The sequence below is a fragment of the Georgenia halophila genome (genome assembly GCF_039541595.1).
On sequence record NZ_BAABGN010000002.1, the window covers coordinates 1 to 26793 of the forward strand.

19 protein-coding genes and 1 pseudogene are annotated in these 26793 nt (G+C 71.5%); 7 read left to right on the plus strand and 13 right to left on the minus strand.

What is annotated here, in order from left to right; genetic code table 11:
* A partial coding sequence (locus ABD907_RS01665) for a hypothetical protein (protein ID WP_345214759.1) occupies positions 1 to 271 on the minus strand: 271 nt, incomplete at its 3' end.
* 682 nt (positions 272 to 953) lie between these two features.
* On the opposite strand from ABD907_RS01665, the pseudogene ABD907_RS21200 reads away from it, so the two are divergent.
* Positions 954 to 2770, plus strand: a pseudogene (locus ABD907_RS21200) (L-lactate permease).
* Positions 2771 to 2848: 78 nt separating this feature from the next.
* Here the strand turns inward: ABD907_RS21200 and glcF are convergent.
* From glcF to ABD907_RS01705, 6 genes are all read right to left on the minus strand, one after another.
* Positions 2849 to 4294: a glycolate oxidase subunit GlcF gene (gene glcF, locus ABD907_RS01680; RefSeq protein WP_486334049.1), complete on the minus strand. Its 1446-nt coding sequence runs from the start codon at positions 4292 to 4294 to the stop codon at positions 2849 to 2851.
* A gap of 26 nt (positions 4295 to 4320) precedes the next feature.
* Positions 4321 to 5592 carry an FAD-binding oxidoreductase gene (locus ABD907_RS01685; protein WP_345214763.1) on the minus strand — a complete coding sequence of 424 codons (1272 nt, stop codon included), beginning with the start codon at positions 5590 to 5592 and terminating at the stop codon, positions 4321 to 4323.
* A complete protein-coding gene (locus ABD907_RS01690; protein WP_345214764.1) occupies positions 5592 to 7052 on the minus strand; it encodes an FAD-linked oxidase C-terminal domain-containing protein in 1461 nt (486 codons plus the stop codon). The genes ABD907_RS01685 and ABD907_RS01690 overlap by 1 nt, the downstream gene beginning before the upstream one ends.
* Before the next feature lie 91 nt (positions 7053 to 7143).
* The gene (gene aceB, locus ABD907_RS01695; RefSeq protein ID WP_425555692.1) at positions 7144 to 8694 is read right to left on the minus strand and encodes a malate synthase A; all 1551 of its coding nucleotides are present in this window, start codon (positions 8692 to 8694) and stop codon (positions 7144 to 7146) included.
* A 265-nt stretch (positions 8695 to 8959) separates the two neighbouring features.
* The gene (locus tag ABD907_RS01700) at positions 8960 to 10078 is read right to left on the minus strand and encodes a glycerate kinase (protein WP_345214766.1); all 1119 of its coding nucleotides are present in this window, start codon (positions 10076 to 10078) and stop codon (positions 8960 to 8962) included.
* 81 nt (positions 10079 to 10159) lie between these two features.
* Positions 10160 to 11668 carry an NAD-dependent malic enzyme gene (locus tag ABD907_RS01705; RefSeq protein WP_345214767.1) on the minus strand — a complete coding sequence of 503 codons (1509 nt, stop codon included), beginning with the start codon at positions 11666 to 11668 and terminating at the stop codon, positions 10160 to 10162.
* A 92-nt stretch (positions 11669 to 11760) separates the two neighbouring features.
* Between ABD907_RS01705 and ABD907_RS01710 the strand changes: the two genes are divergently transcribed.
* On the plus strand, positions 11761 to 12504 hold the full coding sequence (locus ABD907_RS01710; protein WP_345214768.1) for an IclR family transcriptional regulator: 744 nt from the start codon (positions 11761 to 11763) through the stop codon (positions 12502 to 12504).
* 158 nt (positions 12505 to 12662) lie between these two features.
* On the opposite strand, the gene gatB is transcribed toward ABD907_RS01710, so the two are convergent.
* From gatB to ABD907_RS01730, 4 genes are all read right to left on the minus strand, one after another.
* A complete protein-coding gene (gene gatB, locus ABD907_RS01715) occupies positions 12663 to 14186 on the minus strand; it encodes an Asp-tRNA(Asn)/Glu-tRNA(Gln) amidotransferase subunit GatB (protein ID WP_345214769.1) in 1524 nt (507 codons plus the stop codon).
* Positions 14183 to 15709: an Asp-tRNA(Asn)/Glu-tRNA(Gln) amidotransferase subunit GatA gene (gene gatA / locus ABD907_RS01720; protein ID WP_345214770.1), complete on the minus strand. Its 1527-nt coding sequence runs from the start codon at positions 15707 to 15709 to the stop codon at positions 14183 to 14185. The genes gatB and gatA overlap by 4 nt, the downstream gene beginning before the upstream one ends.
* A complete protein-coding gene (gene gatC, locus ABD907_RS01725) occupies positions 15706 to 16005 on the minus strand; it encodes an Asp-tRNA(Asn)/Glu-tRNA(Gln) amidotransferase subunit GatC (protein WP_345214771.1) in 300 nt (99 codons plus the stop codon). The genes gatA and gatC overlap by 4 nt, the downstream gene beginning before the upstream one ends.
* Before the next feature lie 76 nt (positions 16006 to 16081).
* On the minus strand, positions 16082 to 16501 hold the full coding sequence (locus ABD907_RS01730) for a pilus assembly protein CpaE (RefSeq protein ID WP_345214772.1): 420 nt from the start codon (positions 16499 to 16501) through the stop codon (positions 16082 to 16084).
* A gap of 182 nt (positions 16502 to 16683) precedes the next feature.
* Here ABD907_RS01730 and ABD907_RS01735 point away from each other — a divergent pair, with 182 nt between their 5' ends.
* Positions 16684 to 17970 (plus strand): phospholipase D-like domain-containing protein, encoded by a 1287-nt coding sequence (locus ABD907_RS01735; protein WP_345214773.1) that lies wholly within the window; start codon positions 16684 to 16686, stop codon positions 17968 to 17970.
* Positions 17971 to 18009: 39 nt separating this feature from the next.
* On the opposite strand, the gene ABD907_RS01740 is transcribed toward ABD907_RS01735, so the two are convergent.
* Entirely contained in the window at positions 18010 to 18576 is a 567-nt protein-coding gene (locus ABD907_RS01740) for a GNAT family N-acetyltransferase (protein WP_345214774.1), read from the minus strand.
* A 14-nt stretch (positions 18577 to 18590) separates the two neighbouring features.
* A complete protein-coding gene (ligA, locus tag ABD907_RS01745; protein ID WP_345215398.1) occupies positions 18591 to 20900 on the minus strand; it encodes an NAD-dependent DNA ligase LigA in 2310 nt (769 codons plus the stop codon).
* A gap of 235 nt (positions 20901 to 21135) precedes the next feature.
* Between ligA and ABD907_RS01750 the strand changes: the two genes are divergently transcribed.
* The 4 genes from ABD907_RS01750 (at position 21136) to ABD907_RS01765 (ending at position 26707) form a co-directional block, all read left to right on the plus strand.
* Positions 21136 to 22479, plus strand: a complete 1344-nt coding sequence (locus tag ABD907_RS01750) for a sensor histidine kinase (protein ID WP_345214775.1) — start codon at positions 21136 to 21138, stop codon at positions 22477 to 22479.
* Complete coding sequence (locus tag ABD907_RS01755; RefSeq protein WP_345214776.1) at positions 22469 to 23200, plus strand: response regulator; 732 nt, start codon at positions 22469 to 22471, stop codon at positions 23198 to 23200. Before ABD907_RS01750 ends, ABD907_RS01755 begins: the two co-directional genes overlap by 11 nt.
* A 184-nt stretch (positions 23201 to 23384) precedes the next feature.
* Positions 23385 to 24149, plus strand: coding sequence for an ABC transporter ATP-binding protein (locus ABD907_RS01760; RefSeq protein WP_345214777.1), 765 nt, complete (start codon positions 23385 to 23387; stop codon positions 24147 to 24149).
* Positions 24146 to 26707 carry an ABC transporter permease gene (locus ABD907_RS01765; protein ID WP_345214778.1) on the plus strand — a complete coding sequence of 854 codons (2562 nt, stop codon included), beginning with the start codon at positions 24146 to 24148 and terminating at the stop codon, positions 26705 to 26707. The genes ABD907_RS01760 and ABD907_RS01765 overlap by 4 nt, the downstream gene beginning before the upstream one ends.
* Positions 26708 to 26793: the final 86 nt, after the last annotated feature.

The following is a 26793-nucleotide window of genomic DNA, read 5'->3' on the forward strand; positions in this document are numbered from 1 at the left end:
GTTCGTCCTGAGCCAGGATCAAACTCTCCGTTAAAAACATTCCCCAGCAGCACCCGACCCGAAGACCAGGCACCACGAGAAAAACCATACGAAGAAAACCCCCACCAAAAAAGCAGGAGCCATCAAAACCCAGCCCAACACACCAACCCAAGGACGGGGCCCCAGGCCAGCGCATCAAACCAAAAATACAAAACAGAACACCCAGAACAACCAGCAACCCGACCACCCCAAAAAAGGACCAGCCAAAGCCACCGACGCCCAGGCATCCCACATGGCATCAAAAAACTTGGCACACTGTTGAGTTCTCAAAAAACAGACACACACCGAACGAACCAGAACAACCGCCCTGACCCGAACCGGGGCAACCTCACCAATCTAACTGAGGCGACCGACGCTGTCAATTCGGCCGACTAGTGCTGACCAGGTCGCGCTGATCACATCGATTGGTATCCCGAGCAGGCGCGCCGAACTGCGGCGCTTCTGCTGTTTGGGAGCTCCGCGGGACCGGCCACCTTCTCGGTGTCCGTGCCTCCCTGGCGGAACTCGACAATATTAGGCAGGCGCTCGAGCGAGGGTCAATCCGGACGGACATGGCCTGAGTCACAGGCCGACGTTCACCCCGCGTTTACGGCAGGTTCCTGCCGTTCAGGGCGGTTCAGCGCAGCTTTGCGGGCGCTGCCGTGCTCAGACAGGGACAGGTCCGTTGCCTCCACCGCGCACGAGGGCCTCCTGGGCCCGTCTCCGTCCGCCCGTCTCCGTCCGCCGGTTTCCGTCCAGCCGTCTCCGTCCGCCCGTCCCGGATGCGCCCCTGCGTCCTGACCGACACTGACTCTCCCCGCCGTGCCTGTGTCGCGTCAGGCATGCTCGGTGCTAGGTAGACCGCGGCGTGGAGTGATTATTTCATTCTACGGAAAGTCGTCGATCCGGTGATGATGCCGGTACCTGGAGTGCTCATGGATAACCTCGCGGTCCTCGCACTGCTCGCCGTCCTGCCGATCCTCGTGATCGGCACCCTGCTGATCGGCTTCAGATGGCCGGCCAAGAAGGCCATGCCGGTCGGCCTCGTCGTCGTCATCGTCATCGCCCTGAGCGTCTGGCAGATGTCGTTCACGACGATCGCCGCGTCGATCGTGCAGGGCCTGCTCATCGCAGTGGGTCTGCTGTGGATCGTCTTCGGCGCGCTGCTGCTCCTCGAGACGATCACCAAGAGCGGCGCGCTCCAGTCCATCCGCGCCGGCTTCACGAACATCAGTGCCGACCGGCGTGTCCAGGTCGTCATCGTCGCGTGGCTCTTCGGGTCCTTCATCGAGGGCGCCGCCGGCTTCGGCACGCCGGCCGCCGTCGTCGCCCCGCTGTTGCTGGCGCTCGGGTTCCCGGCCATGGCCGCCGTCATGGCTGGCCTGATCATCCAGTCCACACCGGTGAGCTTCGGCGCGGTCGGAACACCGATGATCACCGGCATCGGCACCGGTCTCGCCGGCAGCGACGGCTCGCTCGTGAGCGGCGCGCAGGCACGCGCCGACTCGCTCGGGCTGGACCACATGGGCTTCGTCGCCCACACCGCCGCACAGGTCGCCACGATCCACGCCATCGTCGGCATCCTCGTCCCGCTGTTCCTGGTCACTCTCATGACCGGCTTCTTCGGCGAGAAGCGCAGCTTCCGGGACGGCCTCGCCGTCTTCCCGTTCACGGTCTACGCGGCGCTCGCGATGATCGTCCCGTACGTCACCGTCGCGTACGTCCTCGGCCCGGAGTTCCCGGCGATGATCGGCGGCTTCGTCGGCCTGGTGCTCGTGATGTACACGTCCTCCAAGGGCTTCCTCATGCCGAAGAAGATCTGGGACTTTCCGCCCCGGGAGCGCTGGAGCAACCGCTGGATGGGCACGGTGAACCCTGACGCGGAGGCCGCGACCCTGACGAAGCGCATGTCCCTGCCGCTCGCCTGGAGCCCATGGTTGTCGTCGCCGTCCTGCTGCTGATCACGCGGAACGTGCCGGCCATCCAGGAGTTCCTGAACGTGACGGCCGTGATCCCGATCCAGAACATCTTCAGCACCGGGATCTCTCAGGACATGAACCTGCTGTACTCCCCCGGCGCGATCTTCCTGGTGGCGTGCCTGACGACCTACCTCCTGCACCGGATGGGCCGCCGGCAGATTGCCTCCTCGTGGAAGGTCGCGAGCGGCCAGCTGGCCGGGGCGGCGTTCGCCCTGCTGTGCGCGCTGCCGCTGGTGCGGATCTTCATCAACTCCGGGCAGGGATTCAACGGCGCCGGGCTCGACTCCATGCCGATCACGCTGGCCGAGGCCGCGGCGAACGCAGCCGGTCAGGGCTGGCCGGTGCTCGCTCCCTTCATCGGCGCCCTCGGCGCCTTCGTGGCAGGGTCCAACACCGTGTCCAACATGATGTTCTCGTTGTTCCAGTTCTCCACCGGTGAGGGAATCGGCGCCTCCGCCCCGGAGACCGTCGTCGCCCTCCAAGCGGTCGGCGGCGCGGCGGGCAACATGGTCGCCGTGCACAACGTGGTGGCCGCGTCCGCCACCGTCGGACTGCTCGGCCGCGAGGGCGACCTCATCCGCAAGACCATCGTCCCGATGACCTACTACTGCCTCGCTGCGGGTTCGATCGGCTACATGTGGATCTTCGGGATCGGTCTCAACGTCGGCACGATCGTGTTCCTGGTCGTGGTCGCTGCGCTGGTCCTCGCGGCGGTACGCATCACGACGAAGACGGACATGGACAACCCGGAGCTGCAGCTCGCCAAGGTCTGACGGCCCACGTACCAGGCCCCCGTCGCGTTCGTCGCGGCGGGGGCCTGGTACATGCTCGAAGGGCGTGCCAGCGGGTGCTCAGCCGCCGCAGCCACCGTCCTTGCCGCACGCGCACGTGCCGCCGTCGGACGTCGTCCGGGCGACGTCCTGCCGGCCGGAGGCCGGCGGCTCCTGCAGAAGCGTCTCGATGCCCTTGCCGCGCAGGGACGCGTCCAGCACGAGGATCATGTGCGCCGTCGACATGTGCTTGCCCTGCCGACCGAGCGCGTCGGTGATCTGCAGCAGGCAGCCCGGGTTGGACGTGACGAGCAGCTCGGCCTCGGTGGCGGCCACATTGGCGGCCTTTCGCTCACCCAGCTCGCGTGCCGGCTCCGGGTTGGTGAGGTTGTAGATGCCGGCGGAGCCGCAGCACAGGTCACCCTCGGCGATCTCCTTGATCGTCAGGCCGGGGATCGCGCCGAGGAGCTGCCGGGGCTGCGAGCGCACGCGCTGCGCGTGGGAGAGGTGGCAGGCGTCGTGGTACGCGACCGTCACCGGAAGCGGATGGCGGCTGGCCACCGGACCGAGCTCGACCAGCACCTCGCTGATGTCGCGGACCTTCTCCGAGAACGCCTGGGCACGCTCGGCGTAGTCCGGGTCGTCGGCCAGCAGGTGGGCGTAGTCCTTCATGGTCGAGCCGCAGCCCGCGGAGTTCACCACGACGCGCTCGACACCGGCGTCAGTGAAGGCGTCGATGAGTCTACGGGCATACCGGAGGCCTTCCTCCTCGCGCCCGGAGTGCACCGACAGGGCGCCGCAGCAGCCCTGGGCCTGCGGCGTGACGACGTCGCAACCCTCCATGTTCAGCACACGCACCGTGGCCGCGTTGACACCCGGGTAGAACTCGCGCTGCACGCAGCCGAGCAGCAGCCCAACCGTCATCCGCTTCTCGCTGCGGGCGCGGACGAGCTCCGGGATGCGCACCTGCCGCTGCATCGGCGGCGCGATGGCCTCCATCGTCGCCAGCGTCGGGGAGAGCTTGTCGAGCACCCCGGACCGGCGCACCAGTGCGCTGAGTCCGCTGCGTTGGTACAGCGAGAGCGGTCCGCGAACGAGTCGGAGGCGGTCCGGCCGCGGGAACAGCGCGAAGATGGCCTCGCGGAGCGCACGGCCGGCCACCGAACGGTGCTGAGAGCCGCGACGCTCGACCTGCTGGCGCGTGGCCTCGATGAGCTTGTCGTACTGCACGCCGGAGGGGCACGCCGTCACGCACGCCATGCAGCCCAGGCACGCGTCGATGTGCTGAACCATCGCCGGCGACATGGGCTCGCCCTCGAGTCCTTCCTTCATCAGGTAGATGCGCCCGCGCGGCGAGTCCATCTCCTCGCCCCACAGCGTGTACGTCGGGCACGCGGGCAGGCAGAAGCCGCAATGCACGCAGTCGTCGACCAGCTCACGTGCCGGTGGGTGGTGGGCATCGAAGGCAGCCAGGCCGAGCACGTCGGGCAGGGTGCTGCCCGCCTCGACCGGTTCCGCCTCCCCCATCTGGCCCTTCGGGGCGTCGACGCTCATCAGATCCCTCCCACGAATCGTCCCGGCGCGAGGTTGCGGCCCGGGTCGAGCTGGTTCTTGATGCTGCGCATGAGGTCCAGACCGGCGACCGGACCCCACGCGTCGAGCCCGGCGCGCAGCTCCGGCGGCGCGACCAGCACCGTGACGGTGCCTTCGCGCGCGCTCGGGGCCGCGGCACGCAGACGGCCGACGACTGCGGCCACGGCGGCCGGGTCCGGCGCCGTGATCCCGAGGTGCAGCACACCGACGGCGGAGCCGCGCACCGCGACCGCGGCACCGTGCTCCTGCTCGGCCGCGCGGGCCGTCCTGAGCAGATCGCTGACCCCGGTGAGCGTGGCGGTGGCCTTGGCGGTCACATCACCGCCGGGCATCCGGGCCCACCACGACGGCGGCGCCTCCCCGACCTCGCCACCGACGAGCGCGGCGGCCTCCGCCGACCGGGACCGGACGGCGTCGTGGGTGCCCTCGAGCAGCACGGCGAGCGTCGCCTGGTCGCTTCCTGCCGCGCGGTCCAGCTCGACGGCGGCCGGTGCGAGCTGGGAGGCGACGACCTGACGCGCCAGGCGGGCGACCTCCTCCGTGGGACCGGCGCGGGTCACCGTGGCGCGCTCGGGGCGTGCGGGGTGGAGCCGGAAGGCTGCCTGCACGATGACGCCGAGGGTCCCCAGCGAGCCGGTCATGAGCTTTGCGAGGTCGTACCCGGCGACGTTCTTGACGACCTTGCCGCCGGAGGCGGTCACGGTCCCGTCGGCGAGCACGACGGTGGCGCCGAGGACGAGGTCGCGCAACGCCAGCCGCTGGAGGCGGCGGGGGCCGGAGGGGCCGGTGGCCAGGGCACCGCCGACGGTCGAGCCCGCGGCGAGGCGTTCGGGCGGCAGGTCAGCGACCAGCTCCTGGCCGGCACGGCCGACCCGCTCCTGCAGATCGCGCATCGCCAGACCGGCCTGGGCGACGACGACGAGGTCGCCGGCCTCGTGCTCGACCAGGCGGTCGAGCGCGGTCGTCTCGAGTAGCAGGTCGGCCCGCTCGGGCGGGTTGCCCCAGCTCATGGCCGTGCCCGCTCCGCGCGCGACGGTGACCAGCCCCTGCCCGGTCGCCTCGCGCAGCAGGGCGGACAGCGCTGCGACCGAGCTGGGGCGCGCGACGGCGGAGGCAGGGACGCCGTCGACCATGTCGTCGGGGCCGGCCTCACGGATCTCTCCGGCGCCGTCGAGACTGCGGTTGAGCGCAGCGAGATCGACCGGTGCGGCGGGGGACGTCGACGTCACCATCAGAAGACCTCCGCCACGCCGGCCTCCTGCAGCGGGTGCGCGCCCTGCTGCCGTCCGGGCCGCTCGCCGCACAGTCTCGGTGTGGGGAAGACCTTGCCCGGGTTGGAGACGTGGTCGGGGTCGAAGGCGCAGCGCACGGCCTGCATCGTGTCCAGGTCGTCCTCGGTGAACATCCTCGGCATGTACTTGGCCTTGTCCGAACCGACCCCGTGCTCACCGGTGATGGACCCGCCGTTGGTGATGCACAGGTCAAGGATGCCGCCGGCGACCTCCTCGGCCCGCTCCACGGCGCCCTCCTCCGAGTCGTCGAAGAGCACCAGCGGATGAAGGTTGCCGTCGCCGGCGTGGAAGACGTTCGCCACCCGCACGCCGTGCTCGGCGCCCAGGTCGGCGATCTGGCGCAGTACTGTCGGCAGCGCAGTACGAGGGATCACTCCGTCCTGGACGATGTAGTCGGGGCTGATGCGGCCGACGGCGGCGAACGCCGACTTCCGGCCCTTCCAGATCAGGGCGCGCTCGACGTCGTCGGCGGCGACGCGCGTCTCGAAGGCGCCGTTGTCCTGGCAGTGGTGCATGACCTCGTCGAACTCGCCGGCGACGTCGGCGGCGTGGCCGTCGAGCTCGATGACCAGGACGGCGCCGGCGCCGTCCGGGTAGCCGCAGTGCACGGCCGCCTCCGCGGCCTCGATCGCGAGTGCGTCCATCATCTCGATGGCGGCCGGGACGACGCCGGCCGCGATGATGGCGGACGTCGCGGCGCCGGCGTCGTCGATGGAGCGGAAGCCGGCGAGGATGGTACGCACCTCCTGCGGCAGCCTGGTCAGGCGCACCGTGACGGACGTCACGACGCCGAGGGTGCCCTCGGAGCCGACGAGGGCCCCGAGCAGGTCGTATCCGGGCGGGTCGGGCGCCGTCCCGCCGATCTCGACGAGCTCGCCCGCCGGGGTCACGAGATCGAGACCGGTGACGTGGTTGGTGGTGAAGCCGTACTTCAGACAGTGCGCGCCGCCGGAGTTCTCGGCGACGTTCCCGCCGATGGAGCACACGGACTGGCTCGACGGGTCGGGCGCGAAGTAGTACCCGTCCGGGCTCGTCGCCCCGGTCAGCTGGAGGTTGATCACGCCGGGGTCGACGACGGCGCGCTGGTTCTCGATGTCGATCTCGCGGATCTGCCGCATCTGGGACATCACGACGAGGACGCCCTCGGCCTGGGGCAGCGCGCCCCCGGACAGGCCCGTACCGGACCCTCGAGCCACGAAGGGGACTTGGTGCTCGGCGCACGCCCGCACGGTGGTGCGCACATCGTCGGCGTCGCGGGCGAGCACGACGAGGCCCGGCACCACCTTGTACTGGGCGAGCCCGTCGCACTCGTAGGTGCGCAGGCGCTGCCGGTCGGTGATGACCCGGTCCGGGCCCAGGGTCCCGGTGAGCTGTGCGGTGACGCTGCTCAGCGCTGACATGGCGTCAACCTCCTGCTGCCTGGTCGGTCTCGGTACCGCGCGACGGCGATGGCTCGGCGGCACGTACAGACTGCCACGCGAGACGAGGTGGTCAGGCCATGCGCTCGTATGCCGGCAGCGTCAGGAAGTCGGCGTAGTCGTCGGCGACGGCGACCTCGAGGAACGTCTGCTTCGCGTCCTCGTATTCTGCCGGGTCGCCGGGCAGCTTGGCGATCTCCTCGTCGACGATGCGGTCGATGAGCTCGCGGGTGACCGTGTGGCCGGTGTCGGCGAGCGTGACGTCGTTGTGCAGCCACTGCCAGACCTGAGAGCGCGAGATCTCCGCCGTCGCCGCGTCCTCCATGAGGTTGAAGATGGCGACGGCGCCGAGCCCGCCGAGCCAGGCCTGGAGGTACTGGATGCCGACGGAGACGTTGTTGCGCAGGCCGTTCTCGGTGCACTCGCCCGGGGTCGAGGCCACGTCGAGGAGCTGGGCGGCGGTGACGTCGACGTCGTCGCGGGTGCGCTCGATCTGGTTGGGGCGCTCGCCGAGCACGGAGGTGAAGACCTCCTTGCAGACCTCGACCATGCCCGGGTGCGCCACCCAGGAGCCGTCGAAGCCGTCGTTCGCCTCGCGCGTCTTGTCGTCGCGGACCTTGGCGTAGGCGGCCTCGTTGACCGCCTCGTCCTTGCTCGGGATGAACGCTGCCATGCCGCCGATCGCGTGCGCGCCGCGCTTGTGGCAGGTGCGCACGAGCAGCTCGGTGTACGCCCGCATGAACGGCACCGTCATCGTGACGGCGTTGCGGTCGGGCAGTAGGAAGTCCTTCCCGCGAGTACGGAAGCACTTGATGACGGAGAACATGTAGTCCCACCGGCCGGCGTTGAGGCCCGAGGAGTGCTCGCGCAGCTCGTAGAGGATCTCCTCCATCTCGAAGGCCGCCGGGTAGGTCTCGATGAGCACCGTGGCGCGCACGGTGCCGCGCGGGATGCCGAGGAGGTCCTGGGCGATGACGAACGCGTCGTTCCACAGCCGCGCCTCGAGGTGGGACTCCATCTTGGGCAGGTAGAAGTACGGGCCTTGGCCCTTCTCGATCTGGCGCAGACCCGCCGTCGCGATGTACAGCGCGAAGTCGACCAGCGACCCCGAGGTCTCGCGGCCGTCGACAAGGATGTGCTTCTCCGGCAGGTGCCAGCCACGGGGCCGGACGATGATGGTCGCCAGCTCGTCGTCCGGCTTGAGGGTGTAGGTCTTGCCGTTGTCGCCGGTGAAGTCGACCTTGCGGTCGATGGCGTCCAGCAGGTTGAGCTGCCCGCCGACGACGGCGCTCCACTGCGGGGTGTTCGCGTCCTCGTGGTCGGCGAGCCAAGCCTTGGCGCCGGAGTTGAGGGCGTTGATCGTCATCTTGCGGTCCGTCGGGCCGGTGATCTCCACGCGGCGGTCCTCGAGACCGGGCGCCGGCGGTGCGACGCGCCAGCTGTCGTCCTCACGGATGTGCTTGGTCTCGGGCAGGAAGTCGAGCGTGCCGCCGCCTGCCAGGTCCTCGATGCGACGCTCGCGGGCCTCGAGGAGCTCGAGGCGGCGGTCGTCCAGCTGGCGGTGCAGGGTGGCGATCACCTCGAGCGCCGCGGGAGTCAGCACCTCCTCGTACCGCTCGCCCATCTCGCCGTTGATCGTCACGCCGTCCGGAATCGTCACGCCGATCCTCCCTCTTCCGCAGTACGGAATCTAGTGTTTCCCTGGTGGAAACTCTAGGGCAGCGCGGTACCGCGGTCAACGCGGCTCGGGGCATCACGAACTGGCCCCGGACCCGTCCTCGGACTCGGGTGCGGCTTCCTGATCGGCCCATCCCGAACGCCCGTACCGCGGGTACGTGCAGCCCTCGAACCGGGCGCTCGCGTGGCGGGGCCGCGAGGTGGCGTTGCGGTCAGAGGGAGGCTGCGATGCGAGCGGCGAGGCGCTCGAGCAGGTTGCCGGCGTCGGCCACGCACCGAGCGACGTCCGGCTCGATGTCGGTGAGTGCGTGGACCGACTGCAGGCCGGCGTCACGTGCCCGCCGGGCATCGAGGGTGCTCCGGCCGCACACGGCGACGACCGGGATCCCGTGCGCGGCGGCGGCCCGGGCCACCCCGACCGGCGTCTTGCCGTGGAGTGACTGCTCGTCCAGGCTGCCCTCACCGGTGACCACGAGGTCCGCGCCCTCGAGGCGGCGGTCGAAGCCGGCCAGGTCGAGGACGACCTCGACCCCGGGCCGGAACTCCGCGCCGAGCAGCAGGCAGCCGTAGCCAACTCCCCCGGCCGCGCCGGCGCCCGGTTCCTCGGCGAGCCGCCGGGCCTCCGGCCGGACCGGCTCGAGCGCCGCCACCCAGGTGGCCAGCGCCGCGTCGAGGTCGTCCACGGTGGTGGGGTCGGCGCCCTTCTGCGGGCCGTAGACGGCCGCGGCGCCGGCGGGCCCGAGCAGCGGGTTGTCGACGTCGCTCGCCAGGACCAGGTGGGCGTCCGCCAGGCGTGGATGCAGCCCGCCCAGGTCCACGCGGGTGAGCGTGCGCAGCGCCTCGCCGCCGTTCGGCACGTCGCCGTCCGGGCCGGACAGGCGGGCGCCGAGCGCGGCGAGCATGCCGGCGCCGCCGTCGGTGCTGGCCGATCCCCCGATGCCGACGACCACGGTCTTGGCGCCGTGGTCCAGGGCGTGGGCGATGACCTCGCCGAGCCCGCGGGAGCTCGCCCGCCGGGCGGTTCCGCCGTCGGGCGTGATCATCTGCAGGCCGGTGACGGCGGCCATCTCGACGACGGCGACCTCCCCGCCCACCGCGTAGCGCGTCTCGACCGGTTCACCGAGCGGGCCGGTCGCGGTGACACGGACCGGCCGGAATCCGGCGGCCAGGGCGGCCTCGACGGTGCCCTCTCCGCCGTCGGCGACCGGCACCTCGTCGACGTCGACGGCGGGCCTTTCGCCGCGCAGCCCGGCCGCGACGCGCGCGGCCACCTCTGTGGCGCTGAGGGATCCCTTGAACTTGTCGGGGGCGACGACGACGCGAGGTGACATGGTGCTCAGTCAAGCAGGGCCGGCGTCGCCGGCCGAGGGGGTTCCACGAGACAGACTCAACCGCCGACGGCGGACCGTCCCTCAGTACGCCGGGTCGATCGACGGCCCACTGGCGGGGTCCATGGCGTACAGGGCCGGCGGCGAGGTGTCCGGCTCGTTTCCGGACTCGTCGGTCGACGCCCGCAGGCGGCGCTCCGCCTCGCTGCGCACGGCTTCGGCGACCGCCTCGGCCACGCGGGTGTCGAAGACGCCCGGGATGACGAATGCGGGGTTGAGCTCGTCATCGGAGACCACCTCGGCGATGGCCACGGCGGCGACCCGCAACAGCTCGTCGGAGATGTGTGTCGCACCGATGTCGAGCAGGCCGCGGAAGAGGCCCGGGAACGCGAGCACGTTATTGATCTGGTTCGGGAAGTCGCTGCGGCCGGTGGCGACGACGGCGGCACTGTCCCCGGCCGCGATCGGGTCGACCTCCGGCGTGGGGTTGGCGAGCGCGAAGACGATCGCGTCGTCGTTCATGCGGGCGACGTCCTCGCCGGTGAGGATGTTGCCGGCGGAGACGCCGATGAAGACGTCGGCCCCCTCGAGGCCGTCGCGGAGCGTGCCGGTGAACCCCTCGGGGTTCGTGCGGTCGATGATCCAGTCACGGTGCTGGTCGTCGTTGCGGACGCCGCCGTGGAGGGCACCGTTGCGGTCGAAACCCACGACGGTGCGGGCGCCCTGGGCGAGCAGGAGCTTGATGATCGCGGAACCCGCCGCACCGACGCCGGAAACGGCGATGCGCACGTCCTCCATCGACTTGCCGACGACCTTCAGCGCGTTGATGAGGGCGGCCAGGACGACGATGGCGGTGCCGTGCTGGTCGTCGTGGAAGACGGGGATGTCGAGCTCTTCGCGCAGCCGGGCCTCGATCTCGAAGCACCGCGGTGCGGAGATGTCCTCCAGGTTGACGCCGCCGTAGACAGGGGCGATCGCCTTGACGGTCGCGATGATCTGCTCCGTGTCCTTGGTGTCGAGGCACACGGGCCAGGCGTCCACGCCGGCGAACTGCTTGAACAGCGCCGCCTTGCCCTCCATCACGGGAAGGGCCGCGGCGGGCCCGATGTCGCCCAGACCGAGCACGGCCGTGCCGTCGGTGACCACGGCGACCGTGTTGCGCTTGATCGTCAGGCGGCGCGCGTCCTCGGGCTTGTCGGCGATGGCCAGACACACCCGGGCGACGCCCGGCGTGTAGGCGCGGGAGAGGTCGCGGCGCGTCTTCAGCGGGACCTTGGGGTTCACCTCCAGCTTGCCGCCGAGGTGCATGAGGAAGGTCGAGTCGGACATCTTGAGCACGCGCACGCCGTCCAGCGCGTCCAACGCGTTCCGAACCTGCTCACCGTGCTCGGCGTCGACCGTGTCGCACGTGACGTCGACGGTCAGCGAGGTCGTCGACGAGTGCGCGATGTCCACGCCCATGACGGCCGCGCCCGTTTCCGCGACGGCGTGCACGACGGTGCCCGTGGCCCGCTGCGACGCCGGGACCTCGACGCGCAGCGTGATGGTGTAGCTCGGGCTGGGCAGCGTGGACGGCGTGGAGCTGGCACCCATGTGGAGGTCCTTTCGGGAGACGCGACACGTGCGTTTCGACATATGAAAGACTACTTCCGATCTGGGCGCAGCAGTGACAGGGAAGGAACCACGTGGCCGAGTCAGGAGTCCAGTCGGTCGACCGGGCGATCGATCTGCTCGAGGCACTGACGGACCTGGGCGGCGACGCGGGCCTCAGCGAGCTGTCGGTCAGCTCGGGCCTCCCGCTGCCGACGATCCACCGCCTCATGCGGACCCTGGTGAGCCGAGGGTATGCCCGTCAGCTGCCCTCCCGCCGCTACACGCTCGGGCCACGGGTCATCCGGCTCGGCGAGGCCGCGGGCCGGCAGCTCGGCGCGGGAGCCCGCCCGTACCTCGAGCACATCGCGCGCGAGCTGGGCGAGACGGCCAACCTCGCGATGCTCGACCGCGAGATGGCGGTGTACGTCGCACAGGCGTCGTCCACGCACTCGATGCGAATGTTCACCGAGGTGGGGCGGCGCGTGTACTGCCACTGCACCGGCGTGGGCAAGATGGTGCTCGCCCAGCTCGACGACGACGCGGTGCGCGACCTCACGGCCCGCACCGGCCTGCCGGCCGCCACCGACCGCTCCATCACCGACATCGATGCCCTGCTGGCCGAGCTGGCCACCATCCGCGAGCGCGGGTACGCCGTCGACGACGGCGAGCAGGAGATCGGTGTCCGGTGCTTCGCGGTACCCGTGCCCGGCGCCCCGACGCCGACGGCGGTCTCGGTCTCCGGTCCGGCGGCGCGCGTCACCTTCGCGTTCGGTGAGCGTGCCGTGCCGGTGCTGCGCGAGACGGCCGTCGCCGTCGGCGAGCAGCTCGCCGGCTGACTGCCGAGAGTCGAGCACCCTCCCGCCGAGAGTTGAGCACCCTCCCGCCGAGAGCAGGCATCTGCACCGAAAGCAGCCGTTGAAGCACCAGCACTCGGTGCGATCGGCTGCTCTCGGCATGGGTGGGCGGTCGGCATGGGTGGTCGGTCGGGTCGGAGTCAGCCCTCGACTCGCGACATGATGATCTCGCGGACCCTGCCCGCGTCCGCCTGCCCGCGCGTGGCTTTCATGACTGCGCCGACGATCGCACCGGCGGCCTGGACCTTGCCGCCGCGGATCTTCGCGACGACGTCCGGGTTGGCGGCCAGCGCCTCGTCGACGGCGGCCTCGAGCGCACCGTCGTCGGAGACGACCTCGAGACCCCGGGCGGCCACGACCTCCTCGGGCGATCCCTCGCCCGCGAGGACGCCGCCGAGAGCCTGCCGGGCCAGCTTGTCGTTGAGGCGCCCGTCGTCGATCAACCGTTGCAGCTGCGCGATCTGCAGCGGGGTGACGGCGAGGTCCTCCAGCGTCACGCCGTCGGTCTTCGCGGTGCGGGAGAGCTCACCCATCCACCACTTGCGTGCGGCCGCGGGTGCGGCGCCGGCGGCGACGGTGGCCTCGATGAGGTCTGCGGCACCGGCGTTGACCAGGTCCCGCATCTCGGGGTCGGAGAATCCCCATTCGCCCTGCAGGCGGCGACGACGCAACGCGGGCATCTCGGGAAGGGCGGCCCGGATCTGCTCCACCCACTCCCGCGGTGGCGCGAGCGGCACCAGGTCGGGCTCGGGGAAGTACCGGTAGTCCTCCGCGTCGGACTTCACGCGCCCGGGCGAGGTCACGCCGGTGTCCTCGTGCCAGTGCCGGGTCTCCTGGACGACGGCGCCGCCGGCGTCCAGGACCCCGGCCTGGCGGGAGATCTCGTGGCGCACTGCGCGGTCGATGGACCGGAACGAGTTGACGTTCTTGGTCTCGCTACGGGTGCCCAGCGGCGAGGACGGGTCGGGTCGGAGCGAGACGTTGACGTCAGCACGCACGTTCCCGCGCTCCATGCGCGCCTCGGAGACGCCGAGGGCGCGGAAGATGTCGCGCAGCGCCGAGACGTAGGCGCGCGCCACCTCCGGGGCGCGCTCGCCCGCACCGACGATCGGCTTGGTGACGATCTCCACCAGCGGGATCCCGGCACGGTTGTAGTCCACCAGGGAGTACTCGGCCCCGTGAATTCGCCCGGAAGCGCCCACGTGGGTGTTCTTCCCGGCGTCCTCCTCCATGTGCGCGCGCTCGATCTCGACGCGGAAGACCTCGCCGTCGTCGAGCTCGACGTCCAGGTGGCCCTCGAAGGCGATCGGCTCGTCGTACTGGGAGGTCTGGAAATTCTTCGGCACGTCCGGGTAGAAGTAGTTCTTCCGGGCGAACCGGCACGTCTCAGCGATCTCGCAGTTCAGCGCCAGGCCGATGCGGATCGCGTACTCCACGGCTGTGCCGTTGACCACGGGCAGCGCTCCCGGCAGTCCCAGGGAGACGGGCGTGACCGCGCTGTTCGGCTCGTTGCCGAAGGTCTGCGGGGCGCCGTCGAACATCTTGGAGGCGGTGCCGAGCTCGACGTGCACCTCGATGCCCAGCACCGGGTCGTAGCGGCGCACCGCCTCGTCGTAGTCCACCATCGAAGCGGATGGCGTCGGCTGAGTCGTTGGCTGAGTCATCGGCTCGTCTCCAGCTCGGGGGCCTTGTCCAGGATCGGGCCGCCCCACTCCTGCGTCAGCAGACGCTCGAGCACCCCGCCGACGCGGTACAGGCGGGCATCCTCGCGCACCGGGGCCAGGACCTGGAAGCCGACGGGCAGCCCGTCGTCGCTCAACCCCGAGGGCAGGGAGAGGCCCGGGACCCCGGCGAGGTTCGCCGGGATGGTGGCGACGTCGTTGAGGTACATGGCCAGCGGGTCGTCGACCTTCTCGCCGAAGCGGAACGCCGTCGTCGGGGCCGTCGGGCTCACGAGCACGTCCGCCTGCGCGAACGCGGCGGCGAAGTCCCGCTGGATCAGCGTGCGGACCTTCTGCGCGGAGCCGTAGTACGCGTCGTAGTAGCCGGCGGACAGTGCGTGGGTCCCGAGGATGATGCGGCGCTTGACCTCGTCGCCGAACCCGGCGCCACGGGTGGCGGCCATCACCGTCTCCGCGGTCACCGGCCCCTCGTGCGGCTCCACGCGCAGCCCGAACCGCATGCCGTCGAACTTGGCGAGGTTGGAGGAGGCCTCGGCCGGCAGGATCAGGTAGTAGGCCGCGAGGGCGTAGTCGAAGCTCGGGCAGGAGACCTCGACCACCTCGGCACCAGCGCTGCGCAACAGCTCGACGGAGTGGTCGAAGCTGGCCCGCACGCCGGGCTGGTACCCCTCGCCGCCGAGCTCCTTGACCACGCCGACGCGCATGCCGGCGAGGTCGCCGGACCTGGCCGCCTCGACGAGCCCGCCGGCCGGGTCGGTCAACGACGTGGAGTCCAGCGGGTCGTGGACCCCGATGACCTCGTGCAGCAGGGCCGAGTCCAGGACGGTGCGCGAGACCGGGCCCGCCTGGTCCAGGGAGGACGCCAGGGCGATCAGCCCGTACCGGGAGACGCCGCCGTAGGTCGGCTTGACGCCCACCGTGCCGGTGACGGCCGCCGGCTGGCGGATCGAGCCGCCGGTGTCGGTACCGATGGCGATGGGCGCCAGATGAGAGGCGACGGCGGCCGCCGACCCGCCGCCGGAGCCGCCGGGGATGCGGTCGGTGTCCCACGGGTTGCGGGTGGGTCCGTACGCAGAGTGCTCCGTGCTGGAGCCCATCGCGAACTCGTCGAGGTTGGTCTTGCCGAGGATGGGCATGCCCGCCTCGCGAAGCAGCCGCACGAGCGTCGCGTCGTAGGGCGGGACCCAGTCCTCAAGGATCTTCGAGCCCGCCGTGGTCACCTGGTTCTTGGTGACGACGATGTCCTTGACCGCGATCGGGACGCCGGCCAGTCCGGGGAGGTCCTCCCCCGCGCCGCGGCGAGCGTCGACGTCGGCCGCGGTGGCGAGCGCCTCGTCGGTGTTGACGTGCAGGTAGGCGTGCACGGCACCGTCGACGGCGGCCATGCGGTCCAGGTGCGCCCGGGTGACCTCGACGCTGGAGACCTCGCCGGCCCTGAGGAGGTCGGCGAGCTCGGCGGCGGTCCTGCGGGTCAGGCCGTCCGCGTTCATGTCGGCAGTGCTCATGCGTCCTCCCCGAGAATCTGCGGCACCGCGAACATGCCGCTCGCGGCCTTCGGGGCGGCCCTCATGACGTCCGCGACGTCCAGGGTCTCGACCACCACGTCCTCGCGCCAGACGTTGGTCAGCGGGACCGGGTGGGAGGTGGCAGGTACGTCGGGGGTGGCGACCTCGTTGACCCTGGTCACGGCGTTCGCGATGACGTCGAGCTCGCCGGCGAGCCGGCCGATCTCCTGCTCCGTCAGCGCGATCCGGGCCAGGGCTGCGACGCGCGCGACCTCGTCGGAAGAAATGGTGGACATGGTGGCGATTCTACGGGCAGCCCCGGCCCCGGCTGTGCGGACCACCAGCTGCGGCGCTCGGGCGCTCAGGCGCTCGTCAGCCGTCCGAGCGGGCGATGAGGTCGAGGAGGGCTGCGCCGTAGGCGTCGGCGGCGGCCGGCGCAGCGTGCTCGACGTCCTCGCTGTCGCCGCCGGCCGGGAAGGTCGCGCGCACCCGGAAGTGGCCGTTCTCGCGCTCGAGTCCACGGAAGGTGCCACCGAGCAGCTCACGGAGCTGGTCCTCGCGCGGCAGCCACAACGTCTCCTCCAGCTCCACGGAGTCCAGCGCCCACTCGGTGGTGCCGTTGAAGCCCAGCACGGTGCCGGTCGAGAAGTCGTGCGGCTCCACGGTCATGTCCGAGACGGTGAAGACTTCCCCGGTCAGGTCGGGCTGGTCGATGGTGAAGCGGTCGCCGGACACCGGCTTCCACTGCAGGCCGGCGTCGGCAAGGGCACGGGCAAGGTCGAGAGAGATCACCCCTCCAGTATCGGCAATTCTCGCGCCGCGCACATGCAGAGCCGGCCGGCGCGCGGATTTGGGGCGCCGAGCCGCCGTGGCGGACGTCCGATCCGCCTCCAGATCGAATGGATCGGCGGGAAGACGACGGCGCACGGCACGGCCTGACGACGCAGGCCACCAGGTGTCCTAGGTTGCTTGTCATGCCCCTTCACAGCCGCCGCGCCACCCAGGCCCGCTTTCCGTACGTCCGTGTCCGCGACATCTGGCTGGCGGCCCGGTGGTACCTCGGCACCGTTGCCACGCTGCAGGCCGCCGCCGTGGTGGCCGTCCTCGCCGTCGACCGGGTCCGAAAACGACGGGAGCCGCCGTCGGGCGAGTTCCCGCACACCAGTCCCAAGACGGTGGACGTGGCCGAGTCCAAGGTGACCACCTTCACCTACGGGGCGGAGCTGTACGCCGACATGCTCGCCCGGATCAACGCGGCCGAGCGCACGGTCTTCTTCGAGACGTTCATCTGGAAGGCGGACGAGACGGGCCACGCCTTCAAGGACGCGCTCGTGGCGGCCGCAGAGCGCGGCGTCGACGTGTTCATCGCCTTCGACAGCTGGGGCAACGGCGTGGTGCCGCCGTCGTTCAAGCGCTTCCCCGAGATGCCGAACCTGCACGTGCTGCGCTTCCCCTTCTTCCGCCCAGGGGTGCTGACGTTCAACGTGCGCAAGACCGGCCGGGACCACCGCAAGGTGCTCGTCATCGACGCCACGACCGCCTACGTGGGTGGCTACAACATCGGCGACCTGTACGCCACGCGCTGGCGGGACACCCACATCCGCGTCGACGGGGCCTCGGCGTGGGAGCTGGAGAACGCGTTCGTCGACTTCTGGAACGACCACCGCAAGCGGGGCCAGCCGGCGATCCCGGACCGCGGCGCACGCTCGTGGGACGCGCGGATCCGGGCGGCGCAGAACTACCCGACACGGTTGATCTTCCCGGTGCGCGGGATCTACCTCGACGCCATCGACCGGGCGGAGCACCACGTCTACATCACTCAGGGCTACTTCATCCCTGACCGCGAGATCCTCGCGGTCCTCGTCGCGGCGGCCCGCCGCGGCGTGGACGTGCGCGTACTGATCCCGGAGGTCTCCAACCACGTGGTGGCCGACTGGGCGGCCCGCACCTACTACGCCACGCTCCTCGAGGCCGGCGTCACCATCTGGCTGTACCAGGACGCGATGGTGCACGCGAAGACGATGACGGTCGACGGCCGGTGGACGACCGTGGGGACGACGAACATCGACCGGCTCTCCATGACGGGAAACTTCGAGATCAATCTCGAGCTGTTCGACCGTGACCTCGCCGAGCACATGGAGACGGTCTTCCGCACCGACCTGACGAACTGCCGCCAGCTCACGCTCGAGGAGTGGGAACGCCGCGGCCTGCTCGCCCGGGTCGCCGAGCGGCTGCTCAAGCCGCTGGGTCCCCTGCTGTAGAGGTCGCGCCGGTCGTGGATCGGGGCGGCGGCCGCGGCGTCACTCGAGCGGCAGCTCGTACACCCACATCGACGGCTGCGGCTCCCACCAGCCCACGTAGTCGCGGGCCTGGTCGCGGCGGAAGCCCATGCGTGCGTACAGCCGGTGCGGCCTGCCGGGGCCGTCGGTGCTGACCACGGACAGCACGAGCGCCCGATGCCCCCGCTCCTCCGCCCAGCGCCGCGCCCCCCGCAGGAGCGCTTCGCCGGCGCCGCGACCCTGGACGCCCGGATCGACGGCGAGCATGCGCACCTCGACCTCGCCGTCGCGCGCCAGATCGGCCCAACGGCTTCCCGCCGGAGCGAGTGTGAGCGAGCCGAGGACGACCCCGCCCGCCCTGGCCACGAGGACGACGCCGTGGGTGGCACGTTCCTCGACCGAGCGCAGCGCCTCGGCGTACTCCTCGTTCAACGAGGGCTGCAGGGAGTCGGCCGCGGAGTAGGCCACGACCCCGATCTCCCCGATCCGCGCGAAGTCCTCGGGCCGCGCGGCCTCGACGGCCAACGGGACGGTGGTCACGGCCCCACCGGCGAAATCTTCCCGGGTCAGGGCGCCTTCCCGGGTCACGGCACCTTTCCGGGTCACGGCTTCTCCCCCAGCTCGACGCGGTCAGCGACGGCGTCCGGTCCGCCCTCGAGCAGGGCCGCGAAGCCGTCCTCGTCCAGGATGGGCCGGCCCAGCTCGCGGGCCTTGACCTCCTTGGAGCCGGCGTTGTCGCCGACGACGACGAAGTCGGTCTTCTTCGACACCGAACCGGACGCCTTGCCGCCCCTGGCGAGGACGGCCTCCTTGGCGGAGTCGCGGCTGAAGCCGGTCAGCGACCCGGTGACGACGACGGTGAGGCCTTCGAGCGTGCGCGGCGTCGACTCGTCCCGCTCGTCCGCCATCCGCACCCCGGCCGCGGCCCAGCGCTCGAGGATCTCGCGGTGCCAGTCGACGACGAACCACTCGGCGAGGGACTCGGCGATCGTGGGCCCCACGCCGTCGACGGCGGCGAGCCGCTCGACGTCGGCCTGCCGGATCGCGTCCAGCGAGCCCAGCTCGGTGGCCAGGGCGCGTGCCGCCGTCGGGCCGACGTGCCGGATCGACAACGCGACAAGGACCCGCCACAGCGGTTGGGACTTGGAGTTCTCGAGCTCGGCGAGCATCCGCTCGGTGTTCGCGGTGGGCTTGGCCTCCTCGCGGACCGTGCCGTCGGGGCGCAGCTTGGGCTGCGTCCAGAAGAACGGGCGCTGCTCCCAGAACCCGGTCCCGGCGCCTTCCTTGCGCACCTCGCGCCAGATCTTGACGTCCTTCAGGTCTTCGGCGGTGAGCTCGAAGAGTCGCGCCTCGGTGCTGAGGACCGGTTCCTGCCGGGGCGGCAGCTCCGCCTCGGCCGCTGCGAGCGCCGCCTCGTCGGGCACCGGTTCCTGACCCGACACGATCGCGCGCGCCGTCACCACCTTCTCGCGGGCGGCCTCGGGGTCGGTGAGCGCGAGGGCCGCCTCGCCGCCGAGGGCTTCGACGTCCAGGGCGCCCCGGGAGCCGATGTGCGCGATCCGCTCGGTAAGCTGGGCAGGACAGGAACGGGCGTTCGGGCAGCGCAGGTCGACGTCGCCCTCCTTGGCCGGGGCCAGGGCGGTACCGCACGAGGGGCACACCTCCGGCATGGCGAAGGCGCGCTCGGCGCCGTCGCGCAGGTCGACCACCGGCGCGACGATCTCGGGGATGACGTCCCCGGCCTTGCGCAGCACGACGGTGTCACCGATGAGCACGCCCTTGCGCTCGACCTCGCTGGCGTTGTGGAGGGTCGCCTGGGTGACGGTCGAGCCGGCCACCAGCACCGGCTCCATGACGCCGTAGGGCGTGACCCGGCCGGTGCGGCCGACCTGGACGCGGATGTCGAGCAGCCGGGTGTTGACCTCTTCCGGCGGGTACTTGTACGCGGCCGCCCAGCGTGGCGCCCGGGACGTCGAGCCCAGCTGGCGCTGGAGGGCGAAGTCGTCGACCTTGACGACGAGGCCGTCGATCTCGTGCTCGACGTCGTGCCGGTGATCGCCGTAGTAGGCGATCATCTCCTCCACCTCGGTGAGCGAGGTCACCAGGCGCGTCCGCGCGGAGACCGGCACGTGCCACGACGCCAGCAGCTCGTACAGGTCAGACATCGAGGACCACGGCTCGGGCGGCCCGGCGAGGCCCCAGTCGACGTGCCCGACGCCGTGGGCGACCATGTCTAGCGCCCGGGATGCGGTCACCCTCGGGTCCTTCTGGCGCAGCGAGCCGGCGGCCGAGTTGCGGGGGTTGGCGAACGGGGCCCTGCCCGCGTCCACCAGCGAGGCGTTGAGGGAGCGGAACGCCTCCACCGGGAAGAAGACCTCGCCACGGATCTCGATGGCCGCCGGGTGCCGGTCACCCGCGAGCTGGTGCGGCACCGAGTCGATCGTGCGCACGTTGAGAGTCACGTCCTCACCGGTCCGGCCGTCGCCGCGGGTCGCCGCCCGCACCAGCCGGCCGTGCTCGTAGAGCAGGTTGACGGCCAACCCGTCGACCTTGAGCTCGCACGTCATCGCGACGTCGCTCCGACCGATCTCGGCGTGCACCCGCGCGGCCCACTCGCGCAGCTCGTCGAGCGAGAACACGTCGTCGAGGCTCTGCATCGGCCGGAGGTGCTGGACGGTGGCGAACTCGGTCGAGTAGGTGCCGCCGACCCGCTGGGTCGGCGACGACGGCACTCGTAGGTCCGGGTGCGCCTCCTCGAGGGCCTCGAGCTCGCGCAGCTTGGCGTCGTACTCGGCGTCGGAGACCGTCGGGGCGTCACGCACGTAGTAGGCGAACTGCGCCGCGTCGAGGGCCTCGGCGAGCGCCGTCCACTCCTGCCGCGCGTCGGCGTCCGCCGCGGGCGGCGCGGTCACGTCGGCGGTCGCGGTGGCCTCGGCGGCGGCTGCTCCGGCGGGTGCAGCGGTGCTGACGGCTTCTGAGTCGGGCGAGGACGCGTTCACGGTCCCATGATGGCGCACGCCACCCACAGCGCGGCAGCCCGCTGATCCCTCGGTATGACGTCCCGAGCCGTGCCTGCGACCGTGGTGTGATGTGGTCGCGCCCGCGGGCCGATCCGCCCGGGCGGCGCGCTCTCTAGGCTGGGTGGCCATGGAGACGATCGGAAGGCTGCTCGCGCGGCTGCGCGATCCCGCCTCCTACCAGCGCGTCGACACCGTCGTCGCCGCCGTCGCTCTCGTCTTCCTCGGGATCCCGGGCGTCGTCGTGGCCGTCGGGTTCAGCCAAGGCGGGATGGCCCTCGGCCTCGTCACGGCCGCCGTCGCCGGCCTCTGCGCCCTCGTCCAGAGCGTCGCCATGGCCTGGCGCCGCACCCGGCCCGTCCACTCGGCAGTCATCGTCTACGCCGCGGCGCTCGTGCACTTCTGCGTGGGCGCCTTCACGCTGCCGACGGACGTCCTCGTCCTCGTCGCCCTCTACTCGGTGACGGTGCACACCGAGCCGCACCAGCGGTGGGCGCGCCGCGCCGGCCTGGCCGGCGCCCTGCTCGGTGCGCTGATGATGGGCGTGCTGCTCGCCGGCGGACCGGTCACCGCGGTCCGCGACGCCTCGCTCCTCGCCGGCGGCTTCCTCACCGTCGCCGCCATGGTGTTCGCCACCTGGGCGATCGCCCTGGCCCGGCGTGGCCGCGTCGAGCGGCTGGAGTCGCTCGAGGATCGCGCCCGGCGCCTGGAGATCGAGCAGGACCAGCAGATCCGGCTCGCCACGGCGGCCGAGCGCACCCGCATCGCGCGCGAGATGCATGACGTCGTCGCACACTCTCTCTCCGTGGTCATCGCCCAGGCCGACGGCGGACGGTACGCGGCCCGGACCGACCCGGCCGCCGCCGAACGCACCCTGTCCACCATCTCGACCATGGGGCGGGACGCCCTGGCCGACATGCGCCGCATCCTCGGGGTGCTGCGTGCCGACCCGGGCGGTGAGGGCGTCGCCCCGACCAGTCCGGAGCCCCAACTCGACGGCGCCGACCTGGAGACGCTGGTGGCCCAGGTGCGCGACGCCGGCCTCGCGGTCTCCCTGGTGCGCACGGGCGAGGCGCGTCCACTGCCGCCCGGTGTGGGCGTCGGCGCCTACCGGATCGTCCAGGAGGCGTTGACGAACGTGCTCAAGCACGGCGGGCCCGGTGCGCGCGTCACCGTGCTCCAACAGTGGTTGCCGGACCGGCTGGTCATGCAGGTCGAGGACGACGGCCGCGGCGCGGCCGCCAGCTCCGACGGGCAGGGACAGGGCATCATGGGCATGCGTGAGCGTGCCGAGCTCTTCGGCGGCAACCTGACGGCCGGCCCCAGGGCCGGCGGTGGCTTCCGGGTCCGGGCCGAGATCCCGCTGCCCGGTGGGGGCGGCACGTCCGCCGTCGAGTGGCAGCAAGCGCCAGACGACCACATGCCCGGCTCCCCCGGCCACCCGGCCGGCCCGACCCCCGTGAATGAGGCCTGAGTTGGACCCAGCGATCCGCGTCGCGCTCGTCGACGACCAGCAACTCGTGCGCGCCGGCTTCGCCATGGTCATCTCCTCGCAGCCGGACATGGAGATCGTCCTCGAGGCCGGCGACGGCGCCCAGGCGCTGCGCCTGCTCGGCTCTCACCCCGTGGACGTGGTGCTGATGGACGTGCGCATGCCGACCATGGACGGCCTGGCGGCGACCCGCGAGCTCACCGGCGCAGCGAACGGCAACGAAGGCGGAGGCAGCGCGGGCAGCGGCAGCGACAGCGCCGACGGCACGCCGAAGGTCATCATCCTGACCACCTTCGACCTCGACGAGTACGTGCTGCACGCCATCAAGGCGGGAGCGTCCGGCTTCCTGCTCAAGGACGCGCCGCCGGAGGAGATGCTGGCGGCGATCCGCACCGTCCGGCGCGGCGACGCCGTCATCGCGCCGTCCTCCACGCGGCGGCTGCTCGACCACCTCTCGACCTTGCTGCCCGGTGAGGAACGCGCCTCCCCGGACCTGCTCGACGGGCTGACCGAGCGTGAGCGCGAGGTCCTCGTCCTGATGGCCCGCGGCCGCTCCAACACCGAGATCGCGAACGAGCTGTTCGTGGCCGAGGCGACCGTCAAGACCCACGTGGGCCGGGTGCTGGCCAAGCTCGACGCTCGGGACCGGGTCCAGGCCGTCGTCATCGCCTACGAGACGGGCCTGGTCTCCCCCGGCTCCTGAGTTCCTGCGGCTGCGAGCGCGTCTGTCCTCATCTGCCTGCGTCCTCGGGGGCGAACCGTCCCGCACGGGTCCACCCCCGGGATGACACCGGAACCAGACCTGGGCGCGACGACGTCGCGGGGCCTGCTCCGTAGCGTCGTGGGTACCGGGTCTTCCGGACCACCCACCATCGTCAAGGAGTGTCATGAACCAGACGCCGCCCCCCGCCGCGAGTGCCGCGGGCCTGGCCAAGATCTACGGGAGCGGTGACATCGCCGTGCGCGCCCTGCGGGGGATCGACGTGTCCTTCGCCGCCGGCGAGTTCACCGCGATCATGGGCCCGTCCGGATCTGGCAAGTCCACCCTCATGCACCTGCTGGCCGGCCTCGACGAGGCGACGGCGGGAACGGTCTTCCTCGGCTCGACGGACCTGACGGCGCTCGACGACAAGCGGCTGACGCTGCTGCGCCGCGAGCGCGTCGGCTTCGTGTTCCAGTCCTTCAACCTGCTGCCGATGTACACCGCCGAGCAGAACATCACGCTGCCGTGCGAGCTGGCCGGCACCGCCGTCGACCGCGCCTGGTTCGACCACCTGGTCGACATCCTCGGGCTGCGGGACCGGCTGACGCACCGCCCGTCCGAGCTCTCCGGCGGCCAGCAGCAGCGGGTCGCCATCGCCCGTGCCCTGGTGACCCGTCCCGACGTCGTCTTCGCGGACGAGCCCACCGGCAACCTGGACTCCTCGGCCGGCGCCGAGGTCCTGTCCTTCCTGCGCTCCTGCGTGCGCGAGCTGGGGCAGACCGTCGTCATGGTGACTCACGACCCGGCCGCGGCGGCCTACGCACAGCGCGTGGTGCTGCTGGCGGACGGACGCCTCGCCGGCGAGATCAGCGACCCGACGCCGGACTCGGTCCTGGCCGGTCTCGACGCCCTGCGTGGTGCCGAGGTGGCCGAGGTGACAGGGCGATGATCCGTTTGACTCTGGCGCAGATGCGCCGAAGCGTCGGCCGCCTCGCCGCGGCCGGCATCGCCATCGCCGTCGCCACGGCGTTCGTCACCGCGACCCTGCTCGCCGGCAACCTCATCACGGGTACCACCAACAGCGCCGTGACCGCCTCCCTCGCGGACGCCGACGTCATCCTTCGTCCCACCGGCGACCCGGTCGGCGCTCAGCAGGTCACCGAGCTAGCCGAGCTGCCGCAGGCGGGCACCGCCGAGGGCGTCGTCGAGATCTTCGGTCAGGTCAGCGCCGAGGGCCAGCGCGACGCCGGCCTCATCACGCCCGTCCCGGGCACCGAGGAGCTCGACCCGTACGAGCTCGCGTCGGGCGAGCGCCCGGGCCCCGGCGAGGTGGCGCTGACCGAGTCCGTAGCCGAACGGCTCGCGGCCGAGCCCGGTGACACCGTCACCGTCGGCGTCGACCTGCCGGACGGCGAGGGCGGCTGGAACACGCAGGACAGACAGCTCACCCTCTCCGGCACGATCGTCGACCCGCCGGCGATCGTCGCACCGGTCGGAACGGTCCTCGTCGATCGTGCCTTGGCCGAGGAGTGGGGCGCTGCCATGGGTGGCGGCCAGCTGTCCTACGACTCCGTGCTGATCACCGCGGCCTCGGGCGTCTCGCCGGACGCCCTCGCCCGGTCGGTCAGCGCCGAGGTCCCCTCGGCACTGGTCCGCACCGCCGAGGAGGAGGCCGCTGCCAAGACGGCAGAACTGACCGGCAGCACCGACATGCTCATCGGTCTCGTGCTCGCCTTCGCCGCGGTCGCGGTGTTCGTCGCGGCCATCGTCATCGCCAACACCTTCCAGGTGCTGGTCGCCCAGCGGCGCCACACCCTCGCCCTGCTGCGGTGCGTCGGCGCCACCCGTGCCCAGATACGCCAGTCCGTCCTCGTCGAGGCCGTGCTGCTCGGGCTGGCCGCCTCCCTCGGCGGGATCGCGGCCGGTCTCGGCCTCGGTCAGATCGCCTTGTGGTTCCTCGGCAACGCCGACCTCGGCATCACGATTCCCAGCGTCATCGCCCCGACCGTCTGGACGGTCCTCGTGCCCCTGGTGACCGGCACCGCGGTGACCCTGCTCGCCGCGCTGGCCCCCGCCCGTGCCGCCACGAGCGTGGCGCCGGTGAGTGCGCTGCGCCCGGCGAGCGATCCCGGCACCCGAGCGGCCGGCGGCAAGCTGCGTCGCGCGATCGCCATCGTCCTGTTCGTGCTCGGAGCGCTGCTCCTGGTGGGCGCCGTCGTCGCCGTCCTCACCCTCTCGGAGCCGGATTCGGGCTCGGTCACGATGCTGGCCCTGGCCGTCGGTGTGCTGGGCGGGATGCTGTCCTTCGCCGGCGTGCTGGTCGGAGCCGTGTACCTGGTGCCGCAGCTCGTGCGAGCCCTTGGTACCGCATGGGCGCGTGTGGCGAAGCGGTCGCGGCCCACGGTCCAGCTGGCTACGGCGAACTCTCGGCGCAACCCGCGCCGGACCTCGGCCACCGCTTCCGCCCTGCTCATCGGCGTCGCGCTGGTGACGATGATGGCCACGGGCGCGGGCAGCGCCCGCTCGAGCCTGAACGCCGCCCTGGACTCACAGTTCCCGGTCGACATCATGGTGAATTCGAGCGGTCGGCAGATCACCCGCGACCAGGTCCAGGCCGTGGCGGAGGCCGAGGGCGTGGAAGACGCCGTGCCCGTGCGCTCGACGACCACCACGATCGAGGGTGGCTCCTCACCCACGCAGACGACCGTGATGTGGATGGATCCCGCCGACCGGGACGTCCTGCGTGACCGCGACATGCTGGCGGGTCTCACCGAGGACGTCGTGCTCCTGGGACAGGACGTCGCGGACGACGCCGGCATCACCGACGGCGGTCAGGTGAGACTGACCGGGCCGGCCGGTGCGTACACGGGCACCGCCGTCGTCCTTCCGGATGCCGGTACGACCGTCGTCGCGCCGCTCAGCGGCCTGGACGACGTCGAGCCGGACGCCCCCGTCACCTCTGTCTGGGCCCGGATCGCGCCGGACGTCGCCGCCGGTACTACCGTCCTGGCCGTCCAGGATGCGCTCGCGGAGTCAAGCGGTACCGGGACGGTGCCGTATGCCCAGGGGGCCGCCGTCGAGCGAGCGGCCTTCACCCAGGTCATCGACACGCTCCTCGCAGTGGTCATCGGCCTCCTCGGCGTGGCCGTGGTCATCGCGGTCGTGGGCGTGGCGAACACGTTGTCGCTGTCGGTGATCGAGCGCCGCCACGAGCACGCCCTGCTGCGCGCGGTCGGCATGACGCGCGGGCAGCTGCGCGGCACGCTGACCGTCGAGGGCGTCCTCGTGGCCCTGGTCGGCACGGGGGTGGGCGCGGTGCTCGGGCTGCTCTACGGCTGGGGAGGTGCGGCCATCATCTTGACCGGCACCGGTGACCTGCAGCTGGTGGTGCCGTGGCCCTACCTCGGCACGGCGGCACTCGGCGCCGTCCTGGCGGGGTTCGTCGCCTCGGTCCTGCCGGCTCGTTCGGCCGCAAAGACTCCTCCGGTGGCCGCGCTGGCTGCCTGAGGAACAGCGAAGGCCCCGGTGACCAGCCCGCTCGGAGGGAGCGGAGGGGGTCACCGGGGCCTTCTGCGTACCCGCGGTCCGTGCCG